The sequence below is a fragment of the Pseudomonas sp. JH-2 genome, assembly GCF_036231725.1.
GTDB classification, from domain to species: domain Bacteria; phylum Pseudomonadota; class Gammaproteobacteria; order Pseudomonadales; family Pseudomonadaceae; genus Pseudomonas; species Pseudomonas delhiensis.
Genome location: NZ_JAZAQP010000006.1, coordinates 49,803 through 62,280, shown reverse-complemented (window position 1 = coordinate 62,280; position 12,478 = coordinate 49,803). Strand labels below are relative to the sequence as shown.

Annotated in this window: 8 protein-coding genes; all 8 read left to right on the top strand. The window is 64.8% G+C overall.

Annotation, left to right across the window (positions count from 1 at the left end; genetic code table 11):
* Positions 1 to 10 precede the first annotated feature (10 nt).
* The 8 genes from flgJ (at position 11) to VV867_RS06020 (ending at position 12,474) form a co-directional block, all read left to right on the top strand.
* Complete coding sequence (gene flgJ / locus VV867_RS06055) at positions 11 to 1,231, top strand: flagellar assembly peptidoglycan hydrolase FlgJ (protein WP_328565866.1); 1,221 nt, start codon at positions 11 to 13, stop codon at positions 1,229 to 1,231.
* Positions 1,232 to 1,254: 23 nt separating this feature from the next.
* Positions 1,255 to 3,261 (top strand): flagellar hook-associated protein FlgK, encoded by a 2,007-nt coding sequence (flgK, locus tag VV867_RS06050; RefSeq protein ID WP_328565865.1) that lies wholly within the window; start codon positions 1,255 to 1,257, stop codon positions 3,259 to 3,261.
* A gap of 10 nt (positions 3,262 to 3,271) precedes the next feature.
* Positions 3,272 to 4,861, top strand: a complete 1,590-nt coding sequence (locus VV867_RS06045; protein WP_328565864.1) for a flagellar hook-associated protein 3 — start codon at positions 3,272 to 3,274, stop codon at positions 4,859 to 4,861.
* Between the two features lie 462 nt (positions 4,862 to 5,323).
* On the top strand, positions 5,324 to 6,442 hold the full coding sequence (locus tag VV867_RS06040) for a DegT/DnrJ/EryC1/StrS family aminotransferase (protein ID WP_328565863.1): 1,119 nt from the start codon (positions 5,324 to 5,326) through the stop codon (positions 6,440 to 6,442).
* Positions 6,439 to 7,134, top strand: coding sequence for a WbqC family protein (locus VV867_RS06035; protein ID WP_089391793.1), 696 nt, complete (start codon positions 6,439 to 6,441; stop codon positions 7,132 to 7,134). Before VV867_RS06040 ends, VV867_RS06035 begins: the two co-directional genes overlap by 4 nt.
* Positions 7,131 to 8,522 (top strand): bifunctional cytidylyltransferase/SDR family oxidoreductase, encoded by a 1,392-nt coding sequence (locus tag VV867_RS06030; protein WP_109933458.1) that lies wholly within the window; start codon positions 7,131 to 7,133, stop codon positions 8,520 to 8,522. The genes VV867_RS06035 and VV867_RS06030 overlap by 4 nt, the downstream gene beginning before the upstream one ends.
* A gap of 13 nt (positions 8,523 to 8,535) precedes the next feature.
* On the top strand, positions 8,536 to 9,378 hold the full coding sequence (locus VV867_RS06025; protein WP_328565862.1) for a LicD family protein: 843 nt from the start codon (positions 8,536 to 8,538) through the stop codon (positions 9,376 to 9,378).
* Between the two features lie 15 nt (positions 9,379 to 9,393).
* Positions 9,394 to 12,474 (top strand): CDP-glycerol glycerophosphotransferase family protein, encoded by a 3,081-nt coding sequence (locus tag VV867_RS06020; RefSeq protein WP_328565861.1) that lies wholly within the window; start codon positions 9,394 to 9,396, stop codon positions 12,472 to 12,474.
* Positions 12,475 to 12,478 lie beyond the last annotated feature (4 nt).

Here is a 12,478-nt window from a genome sequence, read left to right as displayed (position 1 = left end):
GGACGCCGCCATGGACGCACGACTGCTCAATTCCGGCACCAGCGCCAGCGACAGCCGGGCCTACACCGACCTCAACCGCCTCAGCCAGCTGAAGAGCGGCGACCGCAACAGCCAGGGCAACATCCGCAAGGTGGCCCAGGAGTTCGAGTCGCTGTTCCTCAACGAGATGCTCAAGTCGATGCGCTCGGCCAACGAGGTGTTCGCCAAGGACAACCCGCTCAACAGCGAGACCGCCAAGCAGTACCAGGACATGTACGACCACCAGCTGTCGGTGTCCCTGGCGCGCGAGGGCCACGGCATCGGCCTGGCCGACGTGCTGGTCAAGCAGATGGAGAAGATGCAGGGCGTGCGCCACACCGGCGACAACCCCTTCGCCCAGGTCCAGGCGCAGGCCGACACCCAGGCCACCCAGGCGGTGGCGGGGCAGGACCGGCAGCGGGCGAAGAGTCTGTGGTCCGCCAGCGGCAAGCCGCTGCCGCAGCCCGAGCCCGGCCGCGACGACCGCCAGGCGCTGAATGCGCGGCGCCTGGCCCTGCCGGGCAAGCTGGCCCAGCGCATCGCCGCCGGCATAGTGCCGGACGCCAATGCCACCAGCGCCAGCCAACCGACGCAACTGGCCAGCAGCGACTGGCGCAACGGCAGGGGCTACACCCGCCAGGACGACAGCGCCACGAGCAGCGCTACCGCCGCCGATGCCTCGGCCATTTCGACCAAGCCGGGCAAGTCCATGTTCGCCTCGGCCGACGACTTCGTCGCCACCATGCTGCCGATGGCCGAGCGCGCCGCCAGGCGCATCGGCGTCGACCCGCGCTACCTGGTGGCCCAGGCCGCGCTGGAAACCGGCTGGGGCAAGAAGATGATCGCCCAGCGCGACGGCAGCAGCAGCCACAACCTGTTCGGCATCAAGAGCGGTTCGAGCTGGAAGGGCGACTCGGCGCGCGCGGTCACCAGCGAGTACGAGAACGGCAGGCAGGTGAAGGAAGTGGCCTCGTTCCGTGCCTATAACTCCTTCGAGCAGAGCTTCCAGGACTACGTCAGCTTCCTGCAGAACAACGACCGCTACCAGGACGCCCTGGACTCCACCGCGCGCCCCGAGCAGTTCATGAAGGAACTGCAGCGCGCCGGCTACGCCACCGACCCGCAGTACGCGCGCAAGGTGTCGCAGATCGCCAGGCAGATGCAGGTCTACCAGACCGTGGCCATGGCCGACGGCCCGACCCGTACGCTTTGAATGGAACGCTCTAAGGAAAGCCCATGAGCCTGTTATCCATAGGACTGTCCGGCCTCAACGCCTCGCAAACGGCGCTGAGCACCACCGGCAACAACATCACCAACGTCGACACCGCCGGCTACACCCGCCAGCAGTCGATGCAGGTCAGTTCGGCCGCGCAGTTCTCCGGCCGCTACTACGTGGGCACCGGCACCACGGTGCAGGACGTGCGCCGGATGTACAGCGAGTTCCTGGCCAACCAGCTGCGCGGCGCGACGGCGGTGAACAGCGATGCGCAGACCTACCTGAGCCAGGTCAACCAGGTCGACTCGCTGCTGTCGGACAGCACCACCGGCCTGTCCTCGGTGATGCAGAACTTCTTCGCCTCGCTGCAGACCGCGGCCGGCACCCCGACCGACGCCGCCTCGCGTCAGCTGGTGCTGACCCAGGCGAGCAACCTGGCGCAGCGCTTCAATTCCATCTCCACCCAGCTGGGCACCCAGAACAGCTACGTCAACACCCAGATGAGCAGCCTGGCCGGGCAGGTCACCGACCTGGCCAAGACCATCGCCCAGTACAACCAGGCGATCACTGCTGCCGAGTCCGCCGGCGCCAGCGCCAACGACCTGCAGGACAAGCGCGACCAGGCGGTGGTGCAGCTCTCGGACATGATCGGCGTCAGCGTGGTCAAGCAGGGCAGCAGCTACAACCTCTACCTGGGTTCCGGCCAGCCGCTGGTGGTGGGCAGCAACGCCTCGACACTGAGCGCCGCCCCCAGCGCCAGCAACCCGTCGCAGTACAGCCTGTCGCTGAACTCCAGCACCAGCGGCGTGGCCATGGACGTCACCTCGGTGGTCACCGGCGGCCAGATGGGCGGCCTGCTGCGCTACCGCAGCGAGGTGCTGAACACCACCCAGAACGAACTGGGGCGCATGGCCATCGTCCTCGCCGACACCTTCAACAGCCAGTTGGCCCAGGGCCTGGACCTCAACGGCAACTTCGGCGCCGCGCTGTTCAAGGACATCAACGACGCCAGCGTGATCGGCAACCGCAGCCTGGCCAACGGCCACAACACCGGCACCGGCAACCTCAACGTCAGCATCGACGACAGCAGCGCGCTGACCACCAGCGACTACGAGGTGACCTTCACCTCGGCCACCGGCTACACCGTCAGGCGCCTGTCAGATGGCGAGGTGATGGGCAGCGGCGATCTCACGGACGACCCGCCCAAGGAGTTCGACGGCTTCAGCCTCAGCCAGCAGAGCGTCGGCACCATCCAGGCCGGCGACCGCTTCACGGTGATCCCGACGCGCACCGCCGCGGCGGACATCTCCGTGGCGATGACCGACTCCAACCGCCTGGCGCTGGCTTCGCCGCTGGTCTCCACCGCCACCACCGGCAACATCGGCAGCGGCACCATCAGCGGCACCAGCCTGACCACCCAGCTCGACTCCAGCAACAGCGCCGATCTGTCGGCGGCGATCAAGGCCGGCACGCCGGTCAAGCTGGTGTTCGACGCCGCCGCCAGCGACGGCACCCAGGGCTACACCCTCTACGATTCCGCCGGCAATTCGCTGGGCACCGGCAGCATAGTGCCGGGGCAGAGCAACGACATCAGCATCACCGTGCCCGGCACGCCGTCATTCAGCTTCCAGACCAGCATCGGCGGTTACCCCGGCAAGGGCGACAGCTTCACTGTCGGCTTCAATTCCGATGGCGATGCCGACAACGGCAACGCGCAGAAGCTCATCGACCTGCAGAGCGCCAAGACCGTCGGCAGCGGTATCGGCAGTGGCAGCGGCATGAGCCTCACCGGCGCCTACAGCAGCCTGACCGAGACCGTCGGCGCCCAGGCCAACCAGGCCAAGCTGGACGCCACCGCCACCGACGCGGTGCTGACCCAGGCGCAGAACACCCGCGACTCGCTGTCGGCGGTCAACCTCGACGAAGAGGCGGCCAACCTGGTGAAGTTCCAGCAGTACTACACGGCCTCCGCGCAGATCATCAAGACCGCGCAGACGCTCTTCGACACCCTGATCAACAACATCTGAGGCGGCCGTGATGCGTATTTCCACCCCGCAGATCTTCAGTTCCAACATCGACAACTACAACCGCGGCTACGCCAGCCTGGCCAAGACCCAGGAGCAGATTTCCAGCGGCGTGCGCATCCAGACCCCCGCCGACGACCCCGTCGGCGCCGCGCGCCTGCTGCAGTTGCAACAGCAGCAGGCGTTGCTGACCCAGTACAGCAGCAACATGACTACCGCGCAGAACGCCCTGAACCAGGAAGAGAGCGTGCTGTCCTCCATCACCAACGTGCTGCAGCAGGCTCGCGAGGTCGCGGTACGGGCCGGTGACGGCTCCCTCACCGACGACGACCGCAAGGCCCTGGCCGACCAGCTCGGGCAGATCCAGCAGCAGCTGCTGACGCTGATGAACAGCAAGGACGCCAGCGGCAACTACCTGTTCTCCGGCAGCAAGAGCACGGTGCAGCCGTTCATCCAGAACGCCGACGGCACCTACAGCTACCAGGGCGACCAGAGTTCGCTGAACCTGCAGATCGCCGACAACCTGCTGCTGCCGACCAGCGACAACGGCTGGAGCATCTTCGAGATGGCGGCCAACGCCAGCCGCACCACCAGTTCGCTGGGCAGCGACCCGAACACCGACGGCGTGCAGCGGGCGTTCCTCTCCCAGGGCACGGTGACCAGCGACAGCACCTACAACGCCAGCTTCCGCGATGGCGCGCCCTACACCCTGAACGTGCTCAGCGGCACCCAGTACCAGATCCTCGACAAGGATGGCAACGATGTCACCAGCGAGGCCAACACCAACGGCACCTACGACGCCACCTCGGCGGACAGCAACGCCATCAGTTTCCGCGGCGCGCAGTTCCAGCTCGACGTCTCGCTGCCCAGCAGCGACGATGCCAGCGACATGGACAGCCTGGTCGGCGGCTACAGCTTCAGCTTCGGCGTGGCGGCCGACGACGTTTCGATCAAGCGCAGCGCCAGCAACGCCTCGGGCGCGCAGATCACCAGCGGCACGGTCAGCAACCAGACCGCCTACACCACCCAGTTCCCGGCCAACGGCGTGCAGCTGAAGTTCACCAGCGCCACCGACTACGAGGTCTACGCGCTGCCAGCCACCCAGGGCGCCACGCCGATCTCCAGCGGTACCCTCGGCGGCACCTTCCCGCAGACCATCAGCGTGGCCGGCGTCGACCTCTCGATCAGCGCCTCGCCGGCGACCGGCGACCAGTTCAGCGTCACCACCAGCTCGCCGGAGCGGCAGAACATCCTCAACACCATCGGCGACCTGCGCACCGCGCTGAGCGCCTCCACCGCCAACGATCCGCAGGCCCAGCTGAACATCCGCAACATGGTGGCCTCGGCGCTGACCAACATCGACAATGGCATGAATCAGGTGATGAACGTGCAGTCGTCGGTGGGCTCGCGGTTGAACACCATCGACGTGCTCAGCCAGGAAAACCAGAGCCTGAGCCTGACCAACAGCACCACCCAGTCGTCGATCCGCGACACCGACATGGCCGAGGCCACCTCCAAGCTGGTCCTGCAGCAAACCATGCTCGAGGCGGCCCAGGCGGCGTTTGCCCGGGTCAGCCAGTTGAGCCTGTTCAACAAGCTCTGAGCCTACTCGATCGCCGTGCGTCTTCCGTCGGAGGGCGTGCGGCGTTTCTTTCGGCGGCAATCCCTTGCCGCTGCCTCCCGGCGCTTCCGGCCGGCGCTTCAAGCCTTCCTCATTCCCCCGCATGCCAGGCCCCGCGCACCCGTGGGGAAGATGGCATTCAATTTGCTGAGGTCCTGTCGGGGCGGTTTTTCCAGTCAGCAAATTGACGCCCTGCCCACTGGCTGAATTCCGGACAAGAGTCCAACCGCCAGTGCTTTAGGAACCTTCGCCAGACCTTGCCGTAGCGGCAGGCGGGGAGAGATGCAGCATGTTGAACACGATCATTCCCTACGGAGCCCCGGCCAGGTCCGGTATCGGCCAGGTGACTTCGAACCTCCGCCTCATGCGCGGGAGGAAGCTCGACTTCCCCCTGTCGCATTCCCGTCGCTGCGTGTGCCCGATGTCGGTTGGCGGGTGGCAGCCATGACAAAGAGCATCCCGGTCACCCGGCCCCTGCTTCCTCCGCTGAACGAGTTCCTGCCCTACCTGGAACAGGTCTGGGCCAGCGGCATCCTCACCAATGGCGGCGACATGCACCGTGCCCTGGAGAAGGCGCTGTGCGAATACCTTGGCGTCGAGCACATCGCCCTGTTCGCCAACGGCACGCTGGCGCTGGTCACCGCCCTGCAGGCGCTGCGCATCACCGGGGAAGTGATCACCACGCCCTATTCCTTCGTCGCCACCGGCCATTCGCTGCTGTGGAACGGTATCCGCCCGGTGTTCGTCGACATCGACCCGCAGACGCTCAGCCTGGACCCGGCGAAGATCGAGGCGGCGATCACCCCGCAGACCACCGCGATCATGCCGGTGCACTGCTACGGCAACCCCAGCGACGTCGAGGCCATCCAGGCCATCGCCGACAACTACAACCTGCGGGTGATCTACGACGCGGCCCATGCCTTCTCGGTGCGCGACGCCGGCGGCAGCATCCTGCGCCACGGCGACCTGAGCGTGCTCAGCTTCCACGCCACCAAGGTGTTCAACACCTTCGAGGGCGGGGCGATCATCTGCCCCGACGAGAAAACCTACCGGCGCATCGGCCATCTGAAGAACTTCGGCTTCGTCAATGAAACCACGGTGGTGGCCCCCGGCATCAACGGCAAGATGAGCGAGATCAACGCCGCCTTCGGCCTGTTGCAGCTGCGGCACATCGACCGTGCGCTGGCGCGGCGCAAGGAAATCGATAACCTCTACCGTGAGCGCCTGGTCGGCTTGCCGGGGCTGAACTTCATCGAGTTCCGTACCGGGTGCGTGTCCAACCACGCCTATTTCCCCGTGCTGATCGACGAGGATTTCGCCGTGGAGCGCGACCGGCTGTACGAGCTGTTGCGCGAGCAGGGCATCGTGGTGCGCCGCTACTTCTACCCGCTGATCAGCGACTTCCCGATGTACCGCGGCCTGCCGTCGGCCGAGCCGAGCAACCTGCCGGTCGCCCGCCAGGTGGCGAGCCAGGTGCTGTGCCTGCCGATCTACCCGGACCTGGCCGACGAGGATGTCGAGCGCATCTGCGACCTGGTCATCAGTGCGGGAGTCCGGGCGTGATTCTCGCGGTCATGCAACCCTACTTCTTCCCTTACCTGGGCTACTTCCAGTTGGCGGGGAGCGTGGACCACTTCGTCTTCCTGGACGATGTGGCTTTCATTCGCCGGGGGTTCATCCACCGCAACAGCATCCTGCTCGATGGCCAGCCATTCCGCTTCACGCTGCCGGTGGAAGGGGCCAGCCAGAACCTGCGAATCGACCAGCACCATTTCGTTGGCGATCACGACAAGTTTCTCCAGCTGATACGCCATGCCTACCGGCGGGCTCCATTCTTCGACGTGGTTTTCGCCCTGGTCGAATCCATCTGCCGGATGCCCGAGCAGAATGTCGCTCGCGTCTGCGCCGCTTCCGTCCAGGCGGTCTTCGCCTACCTCGGCAGGCCGCTTTCGGTTTCCTTCGCCTCGCAGATGCCCAGCTCGCTTCAGGGGCAGGAACGCATTCTGGAGCTTTGCCGGCTCTTCGGGGCCGACGCCTACCACAACGCCAGCGGTGGTCGTTCGCTATACAGCGCCACCGCGTTTCGCGAACAGCACGTGCAACTGCGTTTCGTACATGGCTGCTTTCCAGCCTACCAGCAACAGAAAGTGGAGAACTTCATGCCAGGCCTGTCGATGATCGACGTGCTGATGCACAACCCGCCCGAGACCGTCGAGCGGATGCTGTCGATGGGCGAGTTGGAGGAGGTCGCATGACTACCCGTGCAGTCGAATCCCCGGTCATCGCCGTAGTGCTCGCTGGAGGGCGTGGCCTGCGCTTCGGCAGCGAGCTGCCCAAGCAGTTCGTCAAGTTGGCCGGGCGCATGGTCATCGAGCATACCGTCGAAGTCTTCGAGCACTCGCCGGCAGTGGAGCAGATCGTGCTGGTGGTGCCTGGCGGCTACGAAAGCGTGCTCTGGGAGGCGGCCACCCGCAATGGCTGGCGCAAGGTGGCGAAGATCGTCGCCGGTGGCCGGGACCGTGCCGACTCCACCGCTTCGGCAATCGCCGCTCTGGACGGGCAGCCGGAGCAGGCGCGGATACTCATTCATGATGCTGCGCGCCCGCTGCTGGACCAGCCGACCATCGTCCGCTGCCTGGACGCGCTGGAGCGGTACGACGCAGTGGATGTGGTGGTGCCCGCCAGCGACACCATCGTCGAGGTGGCGGGGGAGGGGCATATTCGCGACATCCCTGACCGCAGCCGGCTACGCCGTGGACAGACGCCGCAGGGGTTCCGCCTTGGCATCCTGCGTGAGGCCTATCGACTCGCCGAACGCAGAGGGCTGGAGGGCGTGACCTGCGATTGTGGCGTGCTGCGCCGGGAAATGCCCGAGGTGACCATCGCTACCGTAGCCGGCTCGCCCTCCAATCTGAAAATCACCGACGGGGTGGACCTGTATATCGCCGAAAAGCTGATCCAGATCCGCAGCACCCAGGCTGCGCAGGATGATGGCCTGCAGGACCTGTTGCGTGACCGCGTGGTGGTGGTGATCGGCGCAAGCTACGGCATTGGCGCTTCGGTGGCCGAGCTGGCCAGGGCCCATGGCGCTCGCGTACATGGCGCCAGCCGTGGCGAGGGCAACATCGATATTTCCCGCCGCAGCGACGTGGAGCGCTTCCTCGCCGAGGTGGCGCAGCGTGAAGGACGAATAGACGCGGTGGTCAATACCGCCGGCATGCTGCTGCACAAGCCATTGGCCCTGCTCAGCGAATCCGAGGTGGAGCAACTCATCGCCACCAACCTCACCGGCACCATCCACCTGGCCCAGGCTGCCCATGGGTACCTGCGCGAAAGCCGCGGTTGCCTGGTGAACTTCGCCTCCAGCTCCTACACCCGGGGGCGTGCATTCTATGCCGCCTACAGCGCCACCAAGGCTGCGGTGGTCAACCTCACCCAGGCACTGGCCGAGGAATGGGCGAGCGAAGGAATCCGCGTGGTCTGCATCAATCCCGAACGGACCCGCACGCCCATGCGTACGCGCAACTTCGGTGCCGAACCGGTCGAGAGCCTGCTGGATCCCTCGGCAGTGGCGCTCGCTACCCTGCAGGCGCTGGGCTCGACCCTGACAGGTATGGTGTTCGATGTGCGCCGCCATGGTTGAGGAGGGGGCCGCGATGGTCGCCGGCGTTCCGCTGGCACGGATCCAGCAACGGGCCTTTGCCGTGCTGGGCGCGCTAGTCGACTTCTTCCAGGCCCATGCCATCGACTACTACCTGGTCGGCGGAACGCTGTTGGGCGCTGTGCGCCATGGCGGCTTCATTCCCTGGGACGACGACATCGACATCGTGGTGCCGCGCAAGGATTACCGCCGCCTGCTCGGCCTGCTGGATCGATTGCCGCCGACGTTGCGGGCGATCCACCCGTCCATCGACGCCTATACGCCTTATCCGTTCCTGGTGGTGAGCGATCGCCATTCGCGTTGGGTGGTGGACTACGCGCACCCGTTCGACCGGGGCATCGGGGTGGACGTATTCCCGTTGGACGGCGTTCCGCCTCCCGGCATGCGTCGCCGGCTGCTGCGCAAGTCCATCGCGCTGCTGCGCTCGATGACCATGAACAAACAGAAGGGCTACTACCCGCGACCCGTACCCCCAGCCCAGCACTGGCGCTTCGCGCTGGTGGCGCTGGCGACGAGCCTGGTGCCCCGTGCCTTGCTTTTCGCCCTGTATGACCGGGTGGTGTCTTCGTTGCCGGCCTCCAGCGATGGCCTGGTGGGGAATCTCTATGGTCTGTATGGCGACCGCGAGGTGGTGCCTGCGCAAGTGTTCGGCAAGGGCGCCTCGGTCGTATTCGAGGGGCGCAGCTTCAACGCGCCTGAACAGACCCAGGCCTACCTCACCAGCATCTACGGCGACTTCCGGCAACTGCCCCCACTGGAACGGCGCCACTCCGGCCATCGCATAGCCCTGGCCTCCTTGAATTTCGCCGATGGCGCATGTGCGCCCGCAACAAGCTGACCAATGGACCGCACCATGTCTCAGAACAGCAGAAACGACAGCATCTGGGTGTTCAATGCCGGGATGAACTTCGCCGGCAATCCGAAGTGGTTGTTTGCCTATATCCAGTACAAGCGACCCGATATCCAGGCGCACTGGCTATGCGATGACGACGAGACCATTGCGTTGGTCCGTCGGCAGGGCTGGAGCGCCCATCGCTACGACTCGCCAGCTGCACGCCGGATCATGCGGCAGGCCGGCGTCTATGTGGTGGAGAACTTCAAGGAAGTCATCCAGGAGGAGCTGCGCGGGGCCACTCTCCTCAACCTGTGGCACGGCGTGGGCTGCAAGACGGTCGAGCGGGGCGTCAATAGCGGCTTCCTGCATGAAAGGATCGTCAAGAAGCACATCGTCCATCACGAAACCTATCGCAATCACCAACTGTTTCTGACCACCTCGCCGCTGATGGAGAAGCACTTCATCGAGCAGTGCGCTCTGGAGCCTCATTCGATACTGCGGGGCGCCTATCCCCGCTGCCATGAGAAGGTCTCGGTCAAGACCTTCGATCACGACCTGCTGGGACGCAGGAACCTGCCGCCGGACACCCGGATCGTCGCCTATTGCCCCACCTACCGGGAAAAGTCGCATAACGACTTCTTCAATCGTGCCCTGCCGGACATGGATAGGCTGCTCGGCACGCTGGAAGAGCAGGGGTTGCTGTTCATCCTCAAGGTCCATCCGATGATCGAGGGGTATCAGAAGTACAAGGCGCTCAAGCAGCGCTATGCCGACCAGCCTCGCCTGCTGTTCTGGGACAACCACGAGGACTTCTACGAGGTCATGGACCAAGTCGATGGGGCGATCGTCGATTATTCGTCGATCTTCTACGACTTGTTGGCAGCGGGGGTTCCGTATTTCATCCGTTATTTCTTCGACTACGGCACCAATGGCAATTGCCGCGATTTCGTCTACGACTGCCGGGAAATGACCTGCGGTATCGAATGTGATGATTTCGACCAGCTTCTGCTGGCGCTTGGGTGCTACCGTGAGCAGCCTGATCATGGGCGTGCGGCCATTTCCGAGCTGTTCTGGTCGTACTCCCGGAAAGACAACAATGAATACCTGATCGAGTCGGCACGCGCCTTCCGCACGCCGGCCCTGGTGTCTCCTACCCTGTATTCGTTCGACGTGTTCGATACCCTGATTCAGCGTACGACGCTGGAGCCCGCGGGGGTGTTCTTCCGGGTGCAGCGGGCGATGCGCGATTCGGGTCTGGGCTTCCCTCACTCGCTGCTGTCCGATTACCCGAAAGCGCGCATGGGCGCCGAATCCAATGTTCGCTACATGTACAGCGCCACGAAGCTTCAGCGTGGCAGCGACTTGTTGGAAATCACCTTTGACGAAATCATCGAGCGCCTGGCCGATGTCTATGGGCTGACGCCGGAGCAGGCGGCGTTCTTGCGCGAGCAGGAGCTGGAAAGCGAGTTCGTCTCCTGCCAGCCATGCCCGGACAAGATCGCTGACGCTCTCGAGCTCTTGCAGCGCGGCGAACGGGTGATCCTGCTGTCCGACATGTACCTGCCCGAGGACTTCATCCGGCGTTTGCTGGCCAAGGCCGAGCCGCGCCTGGCCGAGCTGCCGCTGTTCCTTTCGTCCACGCGAGGCACCCAGAAAAGCACCCGTACCCTTTATCTGGATGCGTTCCGGGAGGCGGGATATCGTTTCTCCAGATGGGTCCACTATGGCGACAACCCCAACGCCGACGGCAAGAGTGCCGCTGCGCTGGGAATCTCTCCGGTACTGCATGAACTACCGCAGTTCGATGCATTCGAGCGGGAGATCGTCGAGAGCCTGGGCAGCTATGACGCCTATTGCGTCGCTGCGCTCATGGCTCGCTTCCGCCATCGGAATCAGGATGGCAAGGCCCGCTATGCCTACACCCGGGCCTCCCTGTATCTGGTTTGCTATGCGATGTGGGTGGTGCGCGATGCGCTGGCGCGCGGTATCGAGTGCCTGTACTTCGTCGCCCGCGATGGCCACCATCTCAAGCGCATCGCCGATGCGATCATCGAGGAGTGCGGTTTGCCGTTGCAGACCCGCTATCTCTATGGCTCGCGCCAGGCCTGGTGGGTGGCGTCCTATGTCGATGAGATCGATCCGGAGTTCTTCGCCAGCATTCTCGCCTACACGGGGGCGATTTCCTTCGACGGCCTGCTGGAAGGGCTGCGGCTTGACGCCGGCCAGTTCGCGGAGTTCTTCCCCGACCTGAGCGTGCCTGCCAGGCGGGATGATCTGCCGACGACCTTCGTCACCCTGGTGGTGCACGAAGCGAAGAACGCCGAGCGATACCGTCGGCACTTGCTGGAGGTGGGGAACCGGGAGCGCCCCACGGCGATTGGTTACCTGCGTTCGCAGATCGACTTCGATCAACGCTTCGCTTTCGTCGAGTACTGGGGGCGGGGCTATACCCAGGATTGCCTGGCGCGGCTCCTGGAGTTGGCCGCGGGCAGTCCCGTGCCTGCCGATTTTTACTACGCGCGAAGCATCTACCGCAGCCAGCCCGGCAGGGCGCGGTACAACCTGACGGTGAGCAGGGCATCGCTACTGTTCGTGGAGACCCTCTTCGCCAACCTGCCCTATGCGAGCACCAGCGGCTATGAGCAGCGTGACGGAGACTTCATACCGGTGATTCCGCCGCGCGACTGCGACATGGCATTGCACGAGGCCATGGAGCGAGAACTGCCGAAGTTCGCCCGCGAACTCTGCCGGCTGCCGCTGCAGGACGAAGTCGACGCCATGCGCACATTGTTCGACTGGTCGATCGATCACTTCGCCCGCAACAGATTCAACCCCGAGGTGGTCAAGGAGATTTCCCACCTGACCGACTCCATGTACAGCCATGGAAGCAACACCGAGTACTCGCCTGCGCTCACGCTGGCGGACATCGTGCGCAACCTGCGAGGGGAGCCGATCAGGTCCCAGTCGCTGGACACGTCCCTGGCTCGTTCGCCGCGCTGGCTGGCATTGCTCTACGTCATCACCAGCCTACCGATACTGCAGCGCCCGCCGAAGTCGCCCGTCGGGCACTCGGCCGAGTTGCGCCGCCCCCTGCCATAAGCGA